The sequence below is a fragment of the Nonomuraea sp. NPDC052116 genome (assembly GCF_040680035.1).
In the GTDB taxonomy this organism is placed as follows: Bacteria; Actinomycetota; Actinomycetes; order Streptosporangiales; family Streptosporangiaceae; genus Nonomuraea; species Nonomuraea angiospora_A.
The window spans coordinates 42,548-63,501 of record NZ_JBFAWA010000004.1 but is presented as its reverse complement, the minus strand read 5'-3'; the positions used below and the strand labels follow the sequence as shown (position 1 = coordinate 63,501).

The window sequence follows — 20,954 nt, the reverse complement described above, 5'->3', positions numbered from 1 at the left end:
GGGTATTCGGGAGAAACCCCCGAATTTACACAGTGCGGTCGCACTTTCACAGAGCAGTGTACTCGATACCACAACGCTGGCCGAGCTTACGTATGTTCCCGAAGATTCACGGAAGTACGCTGCCTCGTATGAAGGAGTCTCCAGGAGTCGTCGATCTGCTCGGGGTGCTCGCCTACGCCGAGCTTAGTGCGTACGCGCGGATGACCGAGGACGCCGCCACGCTGGCGCCCTCGCTGGCCGACCGCGCGGCGCTGAGCGAGCTGGCCGTGACCGAGTACGCCCATTTCCGCCTGCTGCGTGACCGCCTGGCCGAGTTCGGGGCCGATCCCGACGAGGTGATGTCGCCGTTCGTCGGCGCGCTCGACGCCTGGCACACGCAGACCAGGCCGGCCGACTGGCTGCAGGCGCTGGTCAAGACGTACGTCGGGGACGGGATCGCGCTCGACTTCTACCGCGAGGCGGCCAGGCACCTCGATCCCTCGATCGCCAAGCTGGTGGACGAGGTGCTGGTGGACGAGGGGCGCTCGCAGTTCGCGGTCGAGCGGGTCAGGGCCGGGATCGAGGCGTCGCCCGCGGTCGCCGGACGGCTGGCGCTGTGGGCGCGCCGGCTCGTCGGCGAGGCGCTGAGCCAGGGGCAGCAGGTTGCCTCGGCGCGGCCCGAGCTGGCGCTGTTGCTGGTGTCGGGGGAGGGTGCCGCCGATATTTCGCGACTTTTCGCGACGTTGACGGAGGCCCACAACAAACGCATGGCCGCCCTGGGCCTCTGACCGTCCCCCGAGCACGGCCCCCGAAGCCACCGGGACGGCGATGGTCGCCGTGCGGGCCACGGCTCGAGTTGCGCCACCCCCGCCGCTCCACCGGAGCCGAGGTGGGTGCGAGGGCCGTTGCTCGTGTTGCACCACCCGGCCGCTCCACTGGCGCTGAGGTGGGTGTGAGGGCTCGTGTCGCGCCACCCCCGGCCGCTCCAGTGGCGCCGAGGTGGGTGTGGGGCCGTTGCGCCGCTCCCCGCACGCCTTCTCGCCGACGCAGCGCTGAGGGCGTGCTTTTGGGGTGGCCGGTGGGTGCGCACTGCCCCGCGAGCCCGGGGCGATCGGGCGCCGTCGCCATGCGCCGACCTCTCGCAGCCGCGCTGCCCCACGGGTGCGAGACGATCGCGGAGGGTGGCGGCAAGCCCTGGGAGGGGTACGGCGGGTGAGCCGTACCCCCAGGTCAGGAAACTCCTAGAGGGTGCCGCCGAATCCGACGGGCCGGGCCTGGTCCTCACCGATCTCAATGAAACCGATCGAGGCCACCGGCACCACCACCCGCCTGCCCTTCACGTCGGTCAGGGCGAACACGCCACGCTCGACCGACAACGCGTTCCTGATCTCCTCTTCGACCTGCTCAGCGGAGAGTTCGGTCTCGACAACGATTTCGCGGTGTACGGAGCGTACGCCGATCTTGACTTCCATCGTGGCTCCCTAGTCGACGGGCTGGCTCACTCCCATCGTGGCGGCTCGAAGCCGGGAAGGGGCAGATGATCGCGCCCAGCGAACGGGTTATGCCGTACGCGGAAAACCGCTGATGCCGCGCCAGGCCAGCCGGGCCATGAGTTGTTCGGCCGCGTCCTTCGGGATCGAGCCGTGCTGGGTCACCCAGTAGCGGGCGCTCACCTCGGCCATGCCGACCAGCCCCACGCCGAGCAGGTGCGCCTCGTCGCTGGTGCAGCCGGTGTCCTCCTGGATGAGCACGGAGACCATCTCCGCGCACTCCTGCAGCGAGCGTTCCACGCGCTGCCGCACCGGCGCGACGTTGCGCAGGTCGGACTCGAACACCAGCCGGAACGCCTCGCCCTGCGTCGAGACGAAGTCGAAGAACGCGCTGAACGTGGCCTGCACGCGGAGTTTGTTCTCGTGGGTGGAGGCCAGCGCCTCCCGGCAGCGGTTGACCATGTCGTCGACGTGGAGGTCGAGCAGCGCCAGATAGAGCTCGAGCTTGCCGGGGAAGTGCTGGTAGAGCACCGGCTTGCTGACCCCCGCACGATCGGCGATCTCGTCCATGGCGGCCGCGTGATAGCCGTTCTCCACGAACACTTCCTGCGCGGCGCTCAGGAGCTGCCGGCGGCGGGCGAGTCGGGGCAGCCGGGTGCCCCGGGGCTTCGCGTCCGGGGTTGCGGTCACGCGGGTCTCCATAGGTCTCTCAGCGGGCTGTGCGGACATCCTACGTGCGGGCAGAGCAGATGTTCATTGCCTTGCTCCGCTCCCCGGTCCGGGCAACGGCGCTCCTCCGCGCCACGAGGCGGGCTCGGGCGGAGCCGTAATCAGCGATATTCGTCGTCGTCGAGATCCACCACGCGGTCCTGGTCGGCCGCGTCGGCGGGGTCGACGTCGAGCGGCAGCTCGCGGCGCTGCTTCCCGGCGCTCTGGCGGATCTCGAAATGCTGCTCCGCGGCGTCGGCCTCGGGCGTCTCGATCGACAGCTCTGCCTCGTCCTGGTCGTAGGAGAGCTCGTCCCCGCGTGTGTCCATCTCCGACATCTTCTGGTCCCCCTCTTGGTGCGGACGGCACCAGCCTACGCCCGGCCGAAAAGGTCGCCGCGTTTCTCCACTCTGGCGAGTACGTCGGCCGCCGTGAACACCAGCTCCTCAGGCTGTTCGCAGCCCTCGACCTCCGTCCACCTCAGCGGTGTGGAGACGGTCGGCAGCTCCCTGGCCCGCAGCGAGTAGGGCGCCACGGTGGTCTTGGCCGGGTTGTTCTGGCTCCAGTCGATGAACACCTTGCCGGGCCTGGCCTTCCTCGTCATCACGCTGACGACCTGCCGGGGGTGCTCCTTCTCGAGGAGCCGGGCCAGCCTCTTGGCGTACGCGGAGGGCTCCTCGCGGCAGTCCCAGCCGGCGTACAGCTGCATGCCCTTGTTCCCGCTGGTCTTCGGCAGGGCGGTGAGCCCGTCGGCCGCCAGCACCTCGCGCAGCATGAGGGCCACGCGGCAGCACTCGACGACGGTCGCGGGCGGGCCGGGATCGAGGTCGAACACGAGCGTGTCGGGCGGCAGCGCCTCGCCGTCCTCGTCCACGCGCCACTGAGGTACGTGCAGCTCGAGCGCGGCCAGGTTGGCGTAGTAGACGAGGGTGGGCAGGTCCTCGATGACGGCGAAGTCGATGGCCTCGCGGTTCTTGGTGCTGCCGGGGACGGGGAGCTTGACCCGCCTGACCCAGTCCGGGGTGTGGTCGGGGGCGTTTTTCTCGAAGAAGGACTGGCCGCCGACGCCGTTCGGGTAGCGCTTGACGGTCAGGGGCCTGCCCCGGAGGTGGGGGAGGAGCACGGGGGCCACGCGGCTGTAGTAGTCGATGACCTCGGCCTTGGTGAAGCCGTACTCGGGGTAGAGGACCTTGTCCAGGTTGCTCAGCGTCAGCGCTCGCCCGTCGACCTTTACCGGCACCTTCGCCGGGCTGTTCACAGCGTCACCTCCGAGGGGAGCTTGTCGGGGCGCAGACCGCGCCACACGGGGTGGCGCAGCCGTTTCTCGTCGGTCCACATCGTGTAGGCCACCTCCCCGACCAGATCCGGCCTAACCCACCGATTTCGCCACGGGACCGCGTTGCTGAACGGGCTGTGCGGGACCTCCAGCGGCCGCATCCGCCGGTGGAGCTCGTCGAGCACGGTGTCGGTGAACCCGGTCCCGACGTGCCCCACGTACGCGAGCCCCCGATCGGTGAACATCCCCATCACCAGCGAGCCGATCCCGCCCGCCCGGCGCCCCTTGCCGGGCTTCCAGCCGCCGATCACGACCTCTCTGGTACGCAGGTGCTTCACCTTGATCCACCACGGGGACCGGGTGCCCGGCCGGTAGGGGGAGTCCAGCCGCTTGGCGACCACCCCCTCCAGGCCCTGCTCGGAGGTGGCCGTGAGCAGGTCGGAGTCGCCGGGGAAGTACGGGGGCGCGCCGACGTCCAGCTCGTCGAGCAGCGCCCGCCGGTCGCGGTAGGGCAGGTCGAACATCGGCGTGCCGTCGAGATAGAGCAGGTCGAACGGCATGTACGTGACGGGGTACAGCTCCAGCATGATCGGCTCGGGATCGGTCAGGTGCATCCTGTGCTGCAACCGCTCGAAGCTGGGCCTGCCGCGCTTGTCGAGCGCGACGACCTCGCCGTCGATGATCGCGTTCTTGATCCCGAAACCGGATATTTCCGGATACCTCCGCGTGTATTCGACCCCGTGCCGCCCCGTCACCCTCAGTCCGCCGTCAAGATGGACGACGGCGCGGATGCCGTCCCACTTGACCTCCAGCCCGTACCTCTCGCGATCGGGCGGTAGTTCCCCAGGTACGGCCAGCATCGGTTCGACGGGGTATGGCATTGGTTGCCCCATGACGGGTATGTGCCCATTGGCGAACGATTGAGAGCTGAGGAGTGACCATGCGCAGCATCTGGAAGGGTGCGATCTCCTTTGGCCTGGTCACGATACCCGTCAAGCTCTACTCCGCCACCGAGCAGAAGGACGTGACGTTCCACCAGGTCCATCGTGAGGACGGCGGCCGGATCCGCTACAAGCGCGTGTGCACGCAGGACGGCGAAGAGGTGCCGTACTCCGACATCGCCAAGGGTTACGAACTGCCGACGGGCGAGATCGTCGTGCTCACCGACGAGGACTTCGAGGATCTGCCGCTGAGCACGTCCCGCAGGATCGACGTCCTCCAGTTCGCCCCGGCCGAGCAGATCGACCCGATCTACTTCGCCAAGTCGTACTACCTGGAGCCCGACGCGCAGGGGGCGAAGCCGTACGTGCTGCTGCGCAACGCCCTGGAGAGCTCGGGCCAGGTGGCGGTGGTCAAGGTGGCGCTGCGCCAGCGCGAGTCCCTGGCCACGCTGCGGGTACGGGACGGCGTCTTCGTCCTGGAGACCATGCTCTGGCCCGACGAGATCCGCACGCCGGACTTCGGCTTCCTCGAGGAGGACATCGAGGTACGGGCTCAGGAGCTCCAGATGGCCGAGTCCCTGATCAGCACCATGGAGTCGGACTTCGACCCGGGCGAGTACCACGACACGTACCGCGAGGCGCTGCAGCAGGTGATCGAGGCGAAGGTGGCGGGAAAGGAGGTCATCCCGGCCCGCGAGGAAGAGGAAGCCGGACCGGCGGTCGACCTCATGGCCGCGCTGCGCGCCAGCGTGGAGGCCGCGAAGCGGGAGCGGGAGGGCGGGGCCGCCAAGCCCAAGAAGGCCGCCGCCAAGTCCAAGGACGAGGAGAAGGCTCCCGCCAAGCGCAAGCCCCGCAAGACGGCCTGAACACCTTTCTCAGCGGTTCCGCACGCCTCCGTAAGGGAGGCGCTCCACGGCCTCGCCGACGCTTCTCGCGTTGAGCCCCGGGCCGCTTTTCTCAGGCATTCACCCCACCGCGAGGTGGGGTTTTTCGTGCTGCCCTCTGGGCCTCTTCGGCGCGATCATCGAATAGGACACATCCGGATAAGTCATGTCATATCGCTCTATAAATCTTTAATGCAAGCAATAAGATTGTTAATGCATAGCAAAACCGGCTAGGTGCCGTTTGTTGGGCTGCTGTCTGGAAATGACATGTCATGGATGGCTCTTCGGCAGGCGTCCAAGACCTCTTTCCGGGGTAACCGGAAATGTCGAGAACGGGGCAATCGATCCTTTAGGGGGAAAACGCAATGCCCAAGCTCAAGACTGTTTTCGCGGGTCTCGCCGTCAGCACGGCGCTGACCGGTGGCGTGGTAGCCGCGGGCGCGGCCACGACTTCGGCCAGCGCCGGCGCCGCCGCTCAGGTCAAGTCCGCCGCCTCCGTCCTCGCCAATGGCTGCGGCGGCGGGGGCTGGCGCCGCTGCGGCTGGGGCGGCGGCGGCTGGGGCGGCGGCTGGGGCTGGCGTCGTCACCACCAGAACAGCCGCGTGCGGGTCAACGTCCACAACCGGAACATCAACATCAACCGGTTCGAGCGCGAGCGCGAGCGCCGCGAGCACGACCACCACAACAACGGCGACAACTGGTCATAGCCGTGTGCTGACGGCGCGGGGATGACCGCGTTCTCGCGGTTGGGGGATTTCCCCGCGCCTCCACGGCGGCCTTTCGAAAAGGGCTCCCCAGACCTCAGGGCTGGGGAGCCCTTGCTGTGTCCGGATCTATGTGAGGGTGCGGCGTTTGCGCATAATCATGGGGATGTCTGTGGTGGGCCAAATGACGGCAATTCCAGTTTGCTTGCTGTTTCAGCCGGAAATATGCATGATGCGGGTGATTCGTTAAGGATCATCCGGGGCGTTTCCTAGTCGATCGGGTTTTTGGGGATTGGCCGGGAACGTGAGGAACGGGGCAATCGAACCTGTAGGGGGAAACGCAATGCCCAAGCTCAAAAGTGTTATGGCCGGCCTCGCCCTGAGCACGGCCTTCTCCGGCGGCGTGGTCGGCGTGGGCGCGGCCATGTCCGCGGCCGACGCGGCGACCCAGGTCGGCACCGCCACCTCCGTCCTGGCCGGGTGCGGCGGCGGCGGGGGCTGGGGCCGCTGTGGCTGGGGCGGCGGCGGCTGGGGCGGCGGCTGGGGAGGCGGACGCTGGGCCAACTGGCGCCACCACCGCATGCCCCGCATCAAGATCATCATCATCAACACGAACCGCAACCGCAACGTGCAGCAGCGCATGGACGAGCGCCGCGAGATGGACCACCACGAGGACAACAACCAGCCCACGTGGCAGTAGAGCTCACCGCACAGGCGAACCGGTGGCGCGGGCCGCGCCACACCAGGAGTCCCCTGAGCGATGAAGCTCCGGCCACGCCGATCGAGTGCCCGTATTCACCGGGTCCCGACGTCTGCCCCGACAGCGACGACGTCGACCCACCGAATACGGGCACTCGACGTGTCTCGTACCGCCGGCGCCCGAAGATGGCCCCGGCCGTGGCCACCCCGAAGAGGGCCGGACCGTCCTCTTCTCGGGGAATGGACGGGTCCATGGCGATGACGCCCGGGGCCGGGGGGCAGGGGCGCTCGGCTTGCCGGGGGCCGCATGAGACGGAGCGCCGACCGTAGAAAACAGAAGTGAGTGCCCGTATTCGCTTGGGCGGCGCCGGTCGGAGGGTGGCACCGGTCCCGATGAATACGGACACTCGTTCGGCGTGGGCGGGGTGTCATCGCTCGGGGACTCCGCCCGCTACGGCGGCCTCACAGGCGCGCCGATGCTCAGCTCAGTGTCTGAGTCCTACCACTCGTCACGGTGGCCACCACCGTTGATGTTGTGGTTCTGGTTGACGATGACGATCCGGACCCGGGGGCTCCTGTTGTGACGGCCCCAGCCGCCCCAGCCGCCGCCCCAGCCGCGACCGCCCCAGGCCCAGGGTCCGCCGCCCCAGCGGCCGCCCCAGCCCCCGCCGCACCGGCGCCAGCCCCCGCCACGGCAGTTGCCGGTGAGGACGGGGGCGGCGGACTTGACCTGGACGGCCGCGCCGGCCGGTGACGTGGCCGCGCCCGCGGCTACCACGCCACCGGTCAGCGCCGAGCTGACGGCGAGACCTGCGATAACACTCTTGAGCTTGGGCATTGTTTTCCCCCTAAAGGTTCGATTGCCCTGTTTCACGCCCCCCAGTGCAGGCGGATACAGATCCGGCCGCAACGGGGAAACGCTACGGACGATTCCTGGGGAATCTCCCGCACGCTGCATATTTCCGGACAAATCACCAGCAAACCGGAACTGCCGTGATTTGGTGGACCGCAGACTCCCTCATGGCCGAAACAAAAGGCTCCACCCCGCATGGCCCCGTCCCCCTGCCGTGCTGGTATGGCACCTCCGCTCCGCCGTACAACGCAGTGAGGGCTCTCCCGGCCAAAAGGCCGGGAGAGCCCTCACTAAACCCCCCGCGGAAGACGAGAAAGATTGGACCTACCCGAAGGTGCGGACGTTCATCTTCCCGCCATTAACACACGGCTTTGTTACCAGGTACGCCGGCGGCGCTCCGGCCTGTTGTCGTTGACGTTGTCGTTGCGGATGACGACGCAGACCTCGCCGCCGCGGCGGTGGCGATTCCAGCCCCAGCCGCCGCCCCAGCCGCCGCCGCCCCAGCCGCCGTGGTGACGGCGGCACTGCCGGCGGTGACGGTCACGGTCGCGACGGTCGATGACGATGTTGCGGCCGAGGTCGTCATCGAGAAGGCCGTCGTCGATGCCGTCGTCGAAGTCGTCGTCGGTGCCGGTGAGGATGGATGAGGTGTTGAGCTTGATGGCGTCGGCGCTGACCGCAGTGGTGGCCGCGCCCGCGCTGACCATGCCGCCGGTCAGCGCCGTGCTGACGGCGAGGCCTGCGATAACACTCTTGAGCTTGGGCATTGCGTTTTCCCCCTAAAGGATCGATTGCCCCGTTCTCGACGTTTCCGGGTACCTGAAAACAGGTCTTGGACGGCTGCTGAAGAGTCATCCATTGAATGTCATTTCCGGGGCGACGGGCGGGCAAACTGGAGAGACCCTATTTTGCTATGCATTAACAATCTTATTGCTCGCATTAAAGATCTATCCAATGAAATGGCATGATATGTCCGATTGTGGCGCAATTGATAGGGCGGCCACGCATGGCAATGCTCGCGCGCCGGCCTGGCCTGTCGTCATCGGCCATGCCGGTTCTGCGAGTGGTGATTTGCCTGCCTGCGGTGCCGCCCCCGGACCGATGAAAGTCCGCGAACATGTCGATGGCCATTACGCCGGACGCTTCGCCTACGCCCGGCGTCATTATTCGGAGGACGCCATTGTGCGCCCTCCGAAAATGTCTCCCGCTTTTTGCGGCACCCGGCGGTGGTGCGTTCGAGGCTGGTCTGTCCCGCCATTAACGGTGTGTTCCTCAACCGTCACGCTAAGTGCTGCTGGTTGTCATGCTTTCCGACCTTGGTGCGCCATAAACGATGAACGGTGCCTTTTGCCACACTCTTGGCATGCGATGAGATCGATTAGACATCTAAGCCGCGATATATGGCGATATGTCCGAACACGGCGATGATCACCACCGATCCGCCCGCCGGCCCGGATCCGGGGGCCGCGCCGGGCCCCGAGACGCCGCCACCCTCGCTGGGGATCGCATTGGCGGGGTGTTTGAGGCATGTGTGACGGTGTGTACCTGATGCCGGAAAAGGTGATGTAAGCGGGCTTCTGTACGGAATCCAGACCTCACCCAGACGGGGTGGTTATCGTTGAGAGAACGAGAAGGAACGGCGGGGAGGACGCATGATGGCGAAGCCGGTCCCGGACTGGCCGGGTCGCATGGTCGGGTCGGTGCACGTCCGATCGACGAGTGACCACAGGGGACAACGCGAGCAGGCCGTCTTCGTGCACGGCCTGGCCGGGTCGGCCACCAACTGGACCGACCTCATGGACGAGCTCAAGGACACGGTCACCGGCCACGCCCTCGACCTCCCGGGCGCGGGCTTCTCGCCGGCCCCGGCCGACGGCGACTACACCGTCGCCGGCCACGCCAGGGCCGTGGCCGAGCTGATGGAGCACACGGGCCCGGCCCACCTGTTCGGCAACTCGCTCGGGGGCGCGGTCGCCGTCCGGGTGGCCGCCACCCGGCCCGACCTGGTCCGGTCGCTCACCCTCGTCTCCCCGGCCCTGCCCGACCTGCTCCCCAGGTACGGCCCCGTCCGGGTGGCCGCCGCCGCGGTGCCCGTACTGGGCGAATGGGTGGCGAGCAGGCTCCGCCTGGTGCCCGCCGAGCACCGCGTCAACGCCTCCGTGGCCATGGTCTGGGCCAACACCAACTCCGTCCATCCCGTACGCCTGCGCGACGCGATCGACGAGCTCCGCAGGCGCGACGACCTCCCCTACTCCGGCGAGGCCATGATCGGGTCGGCCAGGGGCATCGTGGCCGAATACTTCCGCCGTGGCGAGGACAACCTGTGGCGTCAGGCGGCCAACGTCAAGGCCCCGACCCTGATCGTGCACGGCAGGCATGACCGGCTGGTCCGGCCCGCCATGGCCGCGAAGGCATACCGTACGTTCCCGCAGGTCCGGCTTGTCTTGCTGCCGACGGCGGGCCACGTGGCGATGATGGAGATGCCGCAGGTCGTGGCGGCGGAAGCACGCCGTCTGATCCGTGAGACTCGATTGGGGAATGCCCCACTCGCCAGCTAGGTTTCAAGGTGAGATAGGACCCCCTGGAACGGGAGCGTAGAAAGTGTCGTTGCCACCGCTGGTCGAGCCGGCCGCAGAGCTGACCGTCGACGAAGTGCGCCGCTACTCGCGCCACCTGATCATCCCCGATGTGGGTATGGCGGGGCAGAAGCGGCTGAAGAACGCCAAGGTGCTGTGTGTGGGCGCCGGGGGCCTGGGCTCGCCCGCGCTGATGTACCTCGCGGCGGCGGGCGTCGGCACCCTCGGCATCATCGACTTCGACGTGGTCGATGAGTCCAACCTGCAGCGCCAGATCATCCACGGCCAGTCCGACGTGGGCAGGCTGAAGGCCGAGAGCGCCGCGGCGTCCGTCCGCGAGATCAACCCCCTGGTCGACGTCGTCATCCACAACACGGCGCTGACCACAGAGAACGTCATGGAGATCTTCTCCGGCTACGACCTCATCGTCGACGGCACCGACAACTTCGCAACGCGCTACATGGTGAACGACGCCGCGGTGCTGCTCGGCAAGCCGTACGTCTGGGGCTCGATCTACCGGTTCGACGGCCAGGCCAGCGTGTTCTGGGCCGAGCACGGGCCCTGCTACCGCTGCCTCTACCCGGAGCCCCCGCCTCCCGGCATGGTGCCGTCGTGCGCCGAGGGCGGCGTGCTCGGCGTGCTGTGCGCGTCGATCGGCTCCATCCAGGTCAACGAGGCCATCAAGCTGCTGACGGGCATCGGCGACCCGCTGGTCGGGCGGCTGATGATCTACGACGCCCTGGAGATGAAGTACCGCGACGTCAAGGTCCGCAAGGACCCCGAGTGCGTCCTGTGCGGCAAGAACCCGACGGTCACGCAGCTCCTCGACGACTACGAGGCCTTCTGCGGCGCCATCTCGGACGAGGCCGCCGAGGCCGCCAGCGGCTCCACGATCACCGCGGCGGAGCTCAAGGGCATGCAGGACCGCGGCGAGAGCATCTTCCTCGTCGACGTCCGCGAGCCCAACGAGTACGAGATCGTCTCGATCCCCGGCGCCACGCTGATCCCCAAGGGTGAGTTCCTCAACGGCTCCGCCCTGGAGAAGCTGCCGCAGGACAAGCGCATCGTGCTCCACTGCAAGTCCGGCGCGCGCTCGGCCGAGGCCCTGGCCATCGTCAAGAACGCCGGGTTCTCCGACGCCGTGCACGTCGGCGGCGGCGTCCTGAGCTGGGTCAAGACCGTGGACCCGAGCCTGCCCTCCTACTGATGGTTTCCGGGGTGTTATCCGGAAGGCCCGGTTAAGGTCGGTGGCGTGAACACTGCCCGTCCGTGGCCGACGCTCGTGGTGGCCTCCGCGCTGACTCTGGTCTGCGCGGTGGCCGCCGGGGTGTCGGGCAGCGCGGCGGGCACGGAGCTCACCCGGGGCCCCAGCGCCGCCGAGCTCCAGGCGGCGGCCAGACGCGAGGTCGCCGAGCGCTGGCGCACCTGGCCCAGCGGACGTATCTTCCCCGCCACATTGCCGTACTCCGCCGAGCAGGGCGGCCGGGAACGTGCCAGCCGGATCGGCATCTCGCCCGGGACCGCCTGCGACCCGGTCGACCCCAAGGCGGTCAAGGCCCTGCGCAAGGCGGGCTGCAGAGGCCTGCTGCGGGCCACCTACATCGACGCGCTGCGCGGCGTGCTCGTCACGATCGGCGTGGTCGCGCTGCGCGACGAGCTGGACGCCGTACGCGCGAAAGCCGCCTTCTCCGACAGCGGCAAACCCGTGCCGGGCCTGTATCCGCTGGCCTTCAGCGGCACGGTCGCCGACCGCTTCACCCCCGGCGTGCGCCAGGCCGGCTCGGTGCGGCAGGCGGGGCCGTACCTGGTGCTGACCACGGCGGGCCAGGTGGACGGCCGGCCCGCGGACGCGGCGGACGAGCAGCGGCCCTCGATCTTCGCCTTCGCGACCGAGATCTCCGAGCGGGTGCTGACCGACCTGAGCACGCCGCGGATGCCCGATTGCACGGCCGAGGAGTGGCGGTGCTGAGCCGGGGCAGTACGGGGGTCATGCTCAGGCGGGGAACGGCGGCCGTGGCGGCCGGGATGCTGCTGTACGCCGCCGCGCCGGCGTGGGCGGACGACGTACGCGGCGGGCAGCGGCCGGTCATCAAGACGCTGGCGCTGACCCAGGCGTGGCGCACCAGCAAGGGCGGCGGCGTGACGGTGGCGGTGCTCGACTCCGGCGTGGATCCGCACCATCGCGACCTGGTCGGCTCGGTGCGGGTGGGCAAGGACTTCACCGAGGGCGCGAACCCGCCGGGGGTCGCCCCGAGCCGCCTGCACGGCACGTACATGGCCTCTCTGATCGCCGGGCACGGCCATGGCGATGGGGGAAATCTGGGGATCATCGGCGTTGCGCCCGAAGCGGACGTACTGTCAGTAAGAGTCATCCTTGAGGATGAGGAGCCGGGTTTCAGGGAGTTCAACTCGGCGGAGCGCTTCGAGGACGTGGTGGCCCAGGGCATTCGCTACGCGGTGGACGAGGGTGCGGACGTGATCAACATGTCGATCTCCAAAGAGCTGGCGACCAGGGAGGAGCGGGCGGCCATCCGCTACGCCATCTCCAAGGGCGTCGTGCTCGTGGCCGCCGCCGGCAACGACGGCGACCGGAAGATCGACGGCGACTTCGCCCCCTACTCCTATCCGGCCGCGTTCCCCGGGGTGGTCTCGGTGGGGGCGACGGACCGGCTGCTGCGGCGGGCCACGTTCTCCAACTGGAACTCCTCCGTGCTGGTGGCCGCGCCGGGCGTGGACATCATGGGCGCGGGCCCGGGCGACGAGTACTGGGTCGGCAGGGGCACCTCGCAGGCGACCGCGCTGGTCTCGGGCATAGCCGCCCTCATCAAAGCCAAATATCCGGGCATGTCGCCGCCGCTGGTGGCCCGCGCTCTGACGGCCAGCGCCACCGACAGGCCCCCGGGCGGGTACGACACCGGCACCGGCTTCGGCGTCGTGAACGCGGCCAGAGCCCTGTCCGAGGCCCGAAAGCTGGCCGGCTACACCGAGACCGCCGCGGGCGACCAGGCCCAGGACCCGGCCAAGCCGCTGGCCGGCGGCCGGACGGCTCCCATCCAGGTCATCGTCAGGGACGAGAGGCGCGTCACCGTCTACGCGGCCGTCGCCGCCGCGGCGGCCGGCGGCGCGTTCGCCTCCCTGGGCGTCATATTCATCCTGGTCAGGCGCGTACGTCGGGTGTACAGCTCACAAGACGCATGATCCGCCTACTAAGGGGGACGAAATAGACACGGGACGCCAACGGCTCCCCAGCCCGCCTCACGCAGTGAGGCAACGGGCAGGGAGGACGGCGAGGATGAGGCGGTGGTGAGGGCTCGTAGGTCGACTTCAGGGCTACCGCGTTCCGAGGGCGGGGCCACGCCGGAACGGAGGAATCCGCTCGGCGCCACCACCGGCCGGCGGTCGCGTGTGCGTACGTGGCCGGCGGCGGGTTCCCGCACGCGTGCGGCCGCCAGGGACCGCGTCGAGAGGGAGGCGCTCCAGCAGGGCGTCCGGTACCGGCGCATCTTCGTGATGCTGCTGAGCGTCATCGTGGTCGTGTCGTCCGTGGTCGTGCTGCTCGGCACGGTCGGCCTGTTCGCCGAGACCCGCTCGCGCCCCCTGACCCCCTCCGAGCAGAACCAGTACAAACAGGAGGAGATCGCCAGGCGCTGGCAGGCGTGGCCGGCGACGGGCGTCTTCCCCGAAGAGGTCAAGTACCTCGGGCTCGACCGGGCCCAGCAGTACGCCAGGCGCGTCGGCATCGCCCCCGAGACCGAGTGCGGCAAGGGCGTGGACGCCTCCGTGGCCGGGGTCCTGGACAACCACGGCTGCGTCACGATGCTGCGGGCCACGTACGTCGACCAGACCGCCTCGTTCGTGATCACGGTCGGGGTGGCCGTGCTGAAGGACGAGGCGTCCAGGGTCTCGGCGAGCGAAGAGCTCACCCAGGACGACCGCGTGGGCGTGCTGCCCGTCGCCTTCCCCGGCACGGTGACCGAACGCTTCGGCCCCGACCAGCGCCAGCGCACCGGCTGGGTGGGCGCCGGGCCGTACATCGTGTTCTCCACGGCCGGCTACGCCGACGGCCGGACCAGGGCCGCGATCCCGCCGGAGGAGATCCTGCACGCCGAGCTGTGGCCGGCCGCGAAGTCCGTCGGCAACCAGATCGCCTACTTCCTCGCGGACCCGCCCAAGGTGCCGCCCTGCACCCAGGGGAACGTGTGCTAGCGACCGTACGCGCGCTCACCGCGGCCCTCCTCGTCCTGGCGGGACCCACCGCCGACCCCGTGCGGGAGCAGCAGCAGTGGGTGCTCGACGCCCTCAACGTCGAACAGGCCTGGACCGTCACCAAGGGCGGGGGCATCACCGTCGCCGTCGTGGACAGCGGCGTGGACGACCAGGTCAAGGAGCTGAAAGGCCGGGTGACCGCGGGCCCCGACATGACCGCGGGCGCGGTGGCCAAGGAGACGGCGCCGGGCCGGCACGGCACCGCCATGGCCGGGCTGATCGCGGCGTCGGGGGAGGACGACGGGCTGGTCGGCGTCGCCCCCGAGTCCCGCATCCTGTCGCTGCCCATGGTCACCGACGACAACCCCGAGCTGGGCGTCCCGCCGCTGGACGACGAGGAGCAGACCTCGGAGAGCCCGCTCGCGCGGGCGCTGCGGTACGCGGCCAACCACGGCGCCAAGGTCATCAGCATGTCCATCGGCTCCTACGGCCCGGTCAAGTCCGAGCGCGAGGCCGTCTCGTACGCGCTCGGCAAGGGCGTCGTCCTGGTCGCCGCCGTGGGCAACGACGGCCTGACCAACTACGCCAGGGAGAACGGCACCTCCTACTGGAGCTTCCCGGCCGGCTACCCGGGGGTCATCGGCGTGGCGGCCACCGACAAGCAGGGCAAACGGGCCACGTTCAGCAGCGACAACCTCTCCGTGCTGGTCGCCGCGCCCGGCGTGGGCGTGCCGGTGGTCAAACGCAAGAGCGGCTACGAGCTGTCCGAGGGCACCAGCTCGGCCGCCGCGCTCGTGGCGGGCGTGGCCGCGCTCGTCAAGTCGCGCTATCCGGACCTGCCGCCCGAGCAGGTCGCCCAGGCGCTCGCCTCCAGCGCGCGGGGCAGGCCCGCCCCGGGATACGACGACCAGACCGGGTTCGGGGTGGTCGACGCGGCCGCCGCCCTCAACGCCGCTGAGCGGCTGACCGGCGAGCAGCGCAGCGTCATGTCAGGTCAGGACCACTTCGGGCAGGGTGAGGACTCACCCGTGCCGACCAGGCCGGGGCCCGATCCGCTGCGGCTGTGGTTGTACGGGGGAGGCGTGCTGGTCGCGCTGGCCATGTTCTGCGGCGCGATCATCGTGCTCAATCAGCGCAAGGAACAGTAAAGATCCGCTATGGTCCCGCGTCATGGGATACGAGCTGCGGGTGGTGCGCGAGTCGCCACTCGCCTTCGCGGAGCTTGCAAGGGCCATCGCACCGGCCGGTTTCGGGCTGCGCGGAGATGATGAGATCGTGGCCGCGCACCGGGGCGGCACGCACGCGGTGGCGCGCTGGCAGGGTCACCTGGTCGGCGAGCCCGGCTCCGACTGGCAGGTCGCGCAACTCGTCCGGCTCTCGGCCGCGCTCGGCGCCCGGCTCGTGGGCGAGGACGGCGAGGTCTACGCGCTGCGCGACGGCGTCATCGAGGTCGTGACGGGCGGCAGAGCGATGGAGATCGGCAAGTTCGAAGAGATCATCGAAGCGGGCCCGGCGGCATGGACCCCCTGAACCCCTTCGCCGAGCGGGTGCTCGACCTCGTCGAGCGCATCCCGCCCGGCAAGGTCATGGCCTACGGCGACATCGCCGAATACCTGGGCGAGGGCGGCCCCCGCCAGGTCGGTAAGGTGATGTCGACGTGGGGCGGCGGCGTGCCGTGGTGGCGGGTCGTCCACGCCGACGGCACCTGCGCGGCCCCTGACCACCTGCGACGCTGCCTGGCCCATTGGCGCGAGGAAGGCACCCCGTTACGGGGCGAACGGGTGAACATGAGAGAAGCTCGCTGGGACGGGCCTTCAGCGGATTTTCAGTAAGGGTCATGACCTGCCGTTTCGCCGAACCGGCGAATTTGTGACATGTGACTCGCATTACCATGGGCAGAACACTGAATGGCGGCCCGAAAGGCGGTGCCACCCCAATGGCCACCGGCGTCACAGCCCAGAGCCAGGGCGGCGATTCGCTCGCCGACCGCCTCAAGGCTGTCCAGGATCTTTGCGATCGTGGAGAGCCCCTCGAAGCGGTCCTGCGAGCCGTCGGCCCCGGCGGTCGCGACGCGGCGTACGACACCGAGGTGCTGAGCGGCCCACTCGGGTCCCGCATGGACCTCGCGGTCAAGCGCGGCGCGGCGCGGCGGCGCGAGATGCTCGATCTCGTCCGGCCCTACCTCGCGGCCGTGGACGCGCGCGTCAAGCACGACCTGCCGGTCGCGCGGCGTGTCATATGTCACCTGATCGAGCACCGGCCCGACGAGGAACTCGTCGAGGGCGAGACGCTCACCAAGGTCGTGACGGCCGCCGCCGAACCGTCCAAGCGCATCCGCAAGGGCCTGCGCTGGTACGCGGACCTGCCCTTCCGCGACGAGCTCTCACCCGACCTCTACCGGCTGCGGCGCGCCGACATGGTGCCGGTGACCCACATCGACGACATCGTCTGGGTCGACGGCAAGCTGCGCGTCACCGGGTTCGCGTATCTGGCGGGGCTCTCCGTCCGCAGCCGCAGGTTCAACTGGGCGACCGTGGTGCTGCGCGGGCCGCGCTGGCTGCCGCCCATCCGCATGCGCACGCGGCGCGTGCTCGCGCCCGAGGCCACCCATGGCGCGCGCGAGCCCGGCTGCAACTACGACTGGTCCGGGTTCAGCGCCGAGCTGAGCCCGTGGCCGCTGCGCTGGCGTGGGGCCGTACGCGATGTGGTGTCCGCCGTGCGGCGGCGGATGCGGCACCGCCCGTCCGTGCCCGACACGACCACCTGGCGGGCCGAGATCGTGTTCTGGAGCCGGGGCGCGCGGGCCACGGGCCTGCTGCGCGGCTCCTCGGTCGGCCGGCCCGAGCGTCCCACCGGGCTCAAGCTGAAGCCGGGCCTGTGGATCCGGCCGGTGTGGACGTCCGACCGGGCGCTGCAGATCGTGCTCCAGCCCAACCGGGCCGAGCTGAAGGGCGTGTCCGTCGAGGGTGAGCGCCTGGAGCTGAAGATCTCCCTGCCCGGCCGCACGGTGACCAAGGGCCACGCCCGCCTGGGCGGCCACCGCATCGCCGCCGACTTCACCCCGGCCGGCGACGGCACGGAGGTCACGGTGGGGCTGGCCGTGCCCACCCTGCTGCAGGAGAAGGACGGGCGGCGGCTCTGGGTCGAGCCCAAGGGCGACCCGGCGGCCTCCGTCATGCTCGCCGACCTCGTGGAGACCCGCACGCCGGTGGGCGACCGCGAGATCACCGTGCTCGGCGACCGCCGTGACCGCGTGGTCGTCTCCGCCCACCGCATCCGGCCGGTGATCACCTCGGCCGTCTGGGAGGGCTCCGCGCTCCTGCTGCGCGGCCACTATCCCGACGCCCCGGGCTCCCGCACGCTGACGCTGCGGCACCGCTCCGGGCTGTCCTACCTGCTTCCGATGGAGCGCTCCGGCGAGGACTTCTCCGTACGCGTCGAGCCCTCGGCCATGGACCGCTTCGGCGAGCCCGTGCCGCTCGCCTCCGGCACCTGGAACATGTCGATCCGGCATCCGTCGGGCGAGATCGTGCCGTTGCGCATGGACCACGCGGCCCTGCCGGGGCTCGACGAGGAGCCGCGCACGCTCGACGGGCACACGTACCGGATGATCTCCACCCGCTTCGACGTGCCGGTCGTGACGGTCGAGGAGGCCCGGCCCGCCGACGAGCGGGGCGTGGCCGGCACCCACGTGCTGCGCCGCGTGTTCTACCCGGCCCAGCGCACCGAGCCGCTGAACGACGCGACCGTCTACGTCGTCAACGACGGCCGCCTCTACGCCGACAGCGTCCGCGCCATCTACGAGGAGCGGCTGCGGCGGGGCGACGACCGCGAGCACATCTGGGTCGTCAAGGACGGCGCCTTCGTGCCGCCCGGCGGCGCGACCGTGATCCGCGCGGGCAGCCGCGAGCACCACGCCGCGCTGGCCAGGTCCCGCCACATAGTGACCAACTCGTTCCTGCCGGTCTGGTTCAGGGCCCGCGAGGACCAGGTCGTGCTGCAGACCTGGCACGGCACCCCGGCCAAGCACATCGGCAACGACCAGCCCCACATGGCGCGCGACCCGAGGCCGCCGATCTGGCACCGCCAGGCGGCGGAGGTGCGCGGCTGGGACCTGCTGCTGTCGCAGTCGCCGTGGGCCACGCCGGTGCTGCGCAAGGCGTTCGGCTACAAGGGCGAGATCCTGGAGAGCGGGCTGCCGCGCAACGACGTCCTCAACTCGCCCGACCGCGAGGCGCTGGCCGCCGCCGTGCGCGAGCGGCTGGGGCTCGTGGAGGGTAAGCGGGTGATCCTGTACGCGCCCACGTGGCGGGATTACGACCGCAAGAACGCCATGGTCAAGCTCGACCTCGCCAAGACGCGCGAGGCCCTCGGGGCCGATCACGAGATCCTGGTGCGGGCGCATCCGATGCAGGCGGTCCCGGCCGTCCCGGACATCGCCCACGACGTCACCACTTATCCCGATATTGCCGACTTGCTGTTGGTGGCGGATGTGCTGGTGACGGACTACTCGTCGGTCATGTTCGACTTCGTGTGCACCGGCCGGCCGATCGTGTTCTACGGCTACGACCTGGCCAAATACTCGACCAAGCGGGGGCTCTACCTGGACCTGGCCGAGCAGGCGCCGGGGCCGGTGCTGTCGACGTCGGCCGACGTGATCGAGGCCCTGCGCAACATCGACTCCGTGTCGGCGGCCCACGCCGACCGCTACGAAGCCTTCCGCGCCACCTTCGCCCCCCGCGACGACGGCAAGGCCACGGCGCGCGTCGTCGATCACCTCTTCTCCTAGCCGCCGCCTCCTGGGCGGGCCGCCTCTCCCAGCCGCCCGCCCGTTAAGGCCTTCATCCTTTACGGCTGCGCACGGTGGGCCGCGCGCCCATCAAGGCCTTCATCCTTTACGGCTGCGCACGGTGGGCCGCGCGCCCGTTAAGGCCTTCATCCTTTACGGCTGCGCACGGTGGGCCGCACGCGCCGACGTCGGTGGCCGTCTGTCATGGCCGGTCGTGAAGGCTCACGGGCTGCTCGCCGTGACGACGCGCATCCTTGACCGGCTCCGTGGTCAAGGACGCGCCTTTCTCCGCACCCACCCATCTGCAGCCCCGCACCACCGTCCACCCGCCCGCCCGCCGGACCGATCGCGTGGCACGCAGCCCCGTCCAGGACGCCCACCCGGGGGCCGTCCCCGTCAGCGCGCGTTCGCCATACGGCGCCCAGCCCCCTTCGGTACGAGCTCTCCGTGCGGTGCCTCACCCCGTACTGGGCGTCCTGAGGGGTGGCGTTAGAAGAGGTTTGGGAGGTCGGGGAGGAGGAAGCGGCGGTTGGGGTCGTAGTCGGAGGTGAGGTCTTCGGTGCGGTGGAATCCGCCGTTCGGGAGGTTCTCCACGAGGAGGTAGAGAAGGGATGACATGGTGGTGCCGCAGACGATCTCGCCGCTCTCGATGAGCTTGCGGAGGCGCGAGGCGTGCACCCACTCCACCCGCTCCGCCTCGTACGGGTCCGAGGGCGGGCCGATGCGGGTGGCCGAGTCGGCGCGGTAGATGTGGTGCAGGCTGTCGGTGAAGCCGTTGGTCGGCTGGATCGACAGCAGCGGGCGCAGGGGGCCGGGACGCCAGCCCGTCTCCTCCTCGACCTCGCGCGCGGCCGCCGCCTGAGGCATCTCGCCCTCGTCCACCTGGCCCAGCGGGATCTCCCAGCCCCACGTGTCGGTGATGAAGCGATGCCGCCAGATCAGCAGCACCCGGTCCTGGTCGTCGGTGACGACCGCCCCCGCGCCGGGTGCGATGCGTACGAGCCGATGGTCGAGGCGGCGCCCGTCGGGCAGCTCCACATCCGCCACCCGGATGTCCAGCCACGGGTCCGCGTACAGCGACCTCTCGGAGTGGACCTGCCACCGCATGCGATCAACCCCCACACCGAGGCGAAATGTTGACCCTACGTTACAAGCCGGAACGCTCCGTGGGCGAGGTTGTCGATCACTTCCGCAGTTCGATGTCGAGCGCCAGAGGCGACGTGTGGATGTCGTACGTACGGAAGCGCGTCCGCGCGATGAAGTCCTCGAACTCCGGCTCGGTGTACGCCCGCCGAGGCAGGAAGGACCGCAGGGCGAACCTCGTGAAGACCCTGGACAGGCCGCTGATCCCCATCCGGGCCACGTCGGCGTCCACGGCCTCCTTGGACACGTCCCTGCGCAGGTCGATGACGAGGGCGTGGCCGCCGGGCCGCAGCACCCGGTGCATCTCGTGGAGCGCCCCGACGGGGTCGGAGAAGTTCTTGAACGCGGCGCAGCAGACGACGAAGTCGAAGCTCCCGTCCCCGAACGGCATCGCGGAGGCGTTCCCGCGGCGGAAGTCCACCCGGACCCCGGCCTCGGCGGCCTTCGCGAGAGCGATCTCGACGAACGTCTGGCTGATGTCGAGCCCCGTGACCGTGTAGTCGCCGGTCCCGGCCAGGGCGATCGACAGGTTGCCGGGCCCGGGAGCCACCTCCAACACCTCGCTGCCCGGCTCGGCCAGCTCGCGCACGCGTTCGACCTGGTCGGAGAACCGGTCGGGCGACCTGTCGTTGCTCGCGGCGTACCAGCGGGCGATCGCGCCCTCCATGCCGACGCCCTTGTATCCCTTGTCAGTCATAGAAACACG

The 20,954-nt window shown here is 69.6% G+C and carries 22 protein-coding genes; 13 read left to right on the top strand and 9 right to left on the bottom strand.

The window, feature by feature from the left end; translation table 11 throughout:
- Window positions 1-128: 128 nt before the first annotated feature.
- Entirely contained in the window at window positions 129-767 is a 639-nt protein-coding gene (locus AB0L65_RS08375; RefSeq protein ID WP_364241966.1) for a ferritin-like fold-containing protein, read from the top strand.
- Window positions 768-1,220: 453 nt separating this feature from the next.
- Here AB0L65_RS08375 and AB0L65_RS08370 read toward each other — a convergent pair whose 3' ends face one another.
- The 5 genes from AB0L65_RS08370 to ligD (AB0L65_RS08350) all read right to left on the bottom strand — a co-directional run bounded on the left by AB0L65_RS08370 (window position 1,221) and on the right by ligD (AB0L65_RS08350) (window position 4,334).
- Complete coding sequence (locus AB0L65_RS08370) at window positions 1,221-1,451, bottom strand: DUF3107 domain-containing protein (RefSeq protein WP_364241964.1); 231 nt, start codon at window positions 1,449-1,451, stop codon at window positions 1,221-1,223.
- An 87-nt stretch (window positions 1,452-1,538) separates the two neighbouring features.
- Window positions 1,539-2,159 (bottom strand): TetR/AcrR family transcriptional regulator, encoded by a 621-nt coding sequence (locus tag AB0L65_RS08365; protein ID WP_313043020.1) that lies wholly within the window; start codon window positions 2,157-2,159, stop codon window positions 1,539-1,541.
- Window positions 2,160-2,299: 140 nt separating this feature from the next.
- Window positions 2,300-2,506: a hypothetical protein gene (locus tag AB0L65_RS08360; protein WP_364241961.1), complete on the bottom strand. Its 207-nt coding sequence runs from the start codon at window positions 2,504-2,506 to the stop codon at window positions 2,300-2,302.
- Window positions 2,507-2,550: 44 nt separating this feature from the next.
- Window positions 2,551-3,435 (bottom strand): non-homologous end-joining DNA ligase, encoded by an 885-nt coding sequence (gene ligD / locus AB0L65_RS08355; RefSeq protein WP_364241959.1) that lies wholly within the window; start codon window positions 3,433-3,435, stop codon window positions 2,551-2,553.
- Window positions 3,432-4,334 carry a non-homologous end-joining DNA ligase gene (ligD, locus tag AB0L65_RS08350; protein ID WP_364241956.1) on the bottom strand — a complete coding sequence of 301 codons (903 nt, stop codon included), beginning with the start codon at window positions 4,332-4,334 and terminating at the stop codon, window positions 3,432-3,434. Before ligD (AB0L65_RS08350) ends, ligD (AB0L65_RS08355) begins: the two co-directional genes overlap by 4 nt.
- A gap of 59 nt (window positions 4,335-4,393) precedes the next feature.
- Here ligD (AB0L65_RS08350) and AB0L65_RS08345 point away from each other — a divergent pair, with 59 nt between their 5' ends.
- The 3 genes from AB0L65_RS08345 (at window position 4,394) to AB0L65_RS08335 (ending at window position 6,682) form a co-directional block, all read left to right on the top strand.
- On the top strand, window positions 4,394-5,260 hold the full coding sequence (locus tag AB0L65_RS08345; RefSeq protein WP_364241953.1) for a Ku protein: 867 nt from the start codon (window positions 4,394-4,396) through the stop codon (window positions 5,258-5,260).
- Between the two features lie 383 nt (window positions 5,261-5,643).
- A complete protein-coding gene (locus tag AB0L65_RS08340) occupies window positions 5,644-5,985 on the top strand; it encodes a hypothetical protein (protein ID WP_364241950.1) in 342 nt (113 codons plus the stop codon).
- A gap of 340 nt (window positions 5,986-6,325) precedes the next feature.
- Window positions 6,326-6,682, top strand: coding sequence for a hypothetical protein (locus tag AB0L65_RS08335; RefSeq protein ID WP_364241947.1), 357 nt, complete (start codon window positions 6,326-6,328; stop codon window positions 6,680-6,682).
- Between the two features lie 498 nt (window positions 6,683-7,180).
- Here the strand turns inward: AB0L65_RS08335 and AB0L65_RS08330 are convergent, their stop codons facing one another.
- Together AB0L65_RS08330 and AB0L65_RS08325 are read right to left on the bottom strand one after the other, a co-directional pair.
- On the bottom strand, window positions 7,181-7,519 hold the full coding sequence (locus tag AB0L65_RS08330) for a hypothetical protein (RefSeq protein WP_364241944.1): 339 nt from the start codon (window positions 7,517-7,519) through the stop codon (window positions 7,181-7,183).
- A gap of 389 nt (window positions 7,520-7,908) precedes the next feature.
- Entirely contained in the window at window positions 7,909-8,301 is a 393-nt protein-coding gene (locus AB0L65_RS08325; RefSeq protein WP_364241942.1) for a hypothetical protein, read from the bottom strand.
- An 885-nt stretch (window positions 8,302-9,186) separates the two neighbouring features.
- On the opposite strand from AB0L65_RS08325, the gene AB0L65_RS08320 reads away from it, so the two are divergent.
- The 9 genes from AB0L65_RS08320 (at window position 9,187) to AB0L65_RS08280 (ending at window position 19,105) form a co-directional block, all read left to right on the top strand.
- Window positions 9,187-10,092 (top strand): alpha/beta hydrolase, encoded by a 906-nt coding sequence (locus tag AB0L65_RS08320; protein WP_364241939.1) that lies wholly within the window; start codon window positions 9,187-9,189, stop codon window positions 10,090-10,092.
- Between the two features lie 43 nt (window positions 10,093-10,135).
- Window positions 10,136-11,317 carry an adenylyltransferase/sulfurtransferase MoeZ gene (gene moeZ, locus AB0L65_RS08315; RefSeq protein ID WP_350725428.1) on the top strand — a complete coding sequence of 394 codons (1,182 nt, stop codon included), beginning with the start codon at window positions 10,136-10,138 and terminating at the stop codon, window positions 11,315-11,317.
- Window positions 11,318-11,362: 45 nt separating this feature from the next.
- Complete coding sequence (locus AB0L65_RS08310; protein WP_364241936.1) at window positions 11,363-12,079, top strand: hypothetical protein; 717 nt, start codon at window positions 11,363-11,365, stop codon at window positions 12,077-12,079.
- Between the two features lie 20 nt (window positions 12,080-12,099).
- Window positions 12,100-13,308, top strand: a complete 1,209-nt coding sequence (locus AB0L65_RS08305) for a S8 family serine peptidase (RefSeq protein ID WP_364241933.1) — start codon at window positions 12,100-12,102, stop codon at window positions 13,306-13,308.
- A 207-nt stretch (window positions 13,309-13,515) separates the two neighbouring features.
- Window positions 13,516-14,316 carry a hypothetical protein gene (locus AB0L65_RS08300; RefSeq protein WP_364241930.1) on the top strand — a complete coding sequence of 267 codons (801 nt, stop codon included), beginning with the start codon at window positions 13,516-13,518 and terminating at the stop codon, window positions 14,314-14,316.
- Window positions 14,310-15,464, top strand: coding sequence for a S8 family serine peptidase (locus AB0L65_RS08295; protein WP_364241927.1), 1,155 nt, complete (start codon window positions 14,310-14,312; stop codon window positions 15,462-15,464). The genes AB0L65_RS08300 and AB0L65_RS08295 overlap by 7 nt, the downstream gene beginning before the upstream one ends.
- 22 nt (window positions 15,465-15,486) lie before the next feature.
- Entirely contained in the window at window positions 15,487-15,846 is a 360-nt protein-coding gene (locus AB0L65_RS08290; RefSeq protein ID WP_364241924.1) for a hypothetical protein, read from the top strand.
- The gene (locus tag AB0L65_RS08285) at window positions 15,834-16,148 is read left to right on the top strand and encodes an MGMT family protein (RefSeq protein ID WP_364241921.1); all 315 of its coding nucleotides are present in this window, start codon (window positions 15,834-15,836) and stop codon (window positions 16,146-16,148) included. The genes AB0L65_RS08290 and AB0L65_RS08285 overlap by 13 nt, the downstream gene beginning before the upstream one ends.
- 104 nt (window positions 16,149-16,252) lie before the next feature.
- The gene (locus AB0L65_RS08280) at window positions 16,253-19,105 is read left to right on the top strand and encodes a CDP-glycerol glycerophosphotransferase family protein (protein WP_364241918.1); all 2,853 of its coding nucleotides are present in this window, start codon (window positions 16,253-16,255) and stop codon (window positions 19,103-19,105) included.
- A 489-nt stretch (window positions 19,106-19,594) separates the two neighbouring features.
- Here AB0L65_RS08280 and AB0L65_RS08275 read toward each other — a convergent pair whose 3' ends face one another.
- Together AB0L65_RS08275 and AB0L65_RS08270 are read right to left on the bottom strand one after the other, a co-directional pair.
- Window positions 19,595-20,212, bottom strand: coding sequence for an NUDIX domain-containing protein (locus tag AB0L65_RS08275; protein ID WP_350725411.1), 618 nt, complete (start codon window positions 20,210-20,212; stop codon window positions 19,595-19,597).
- Window positions 20,213-20,288: 76 nt separating this feature from the next.
- Window positions 20,289-20,945: a class I SAM-dependent methyltransferase gene (locus AB0L65_RS08270; RefSeq protein WP_364241914.1), complete on the bottom strand. Its 657-nt coding sequence runs from the start codon at window positions 20,943-20,945 to the stop codon at window positions 20,289-20,291.
- Window positions 20,946-20,954: the final 9 nt, after the last annotated feature.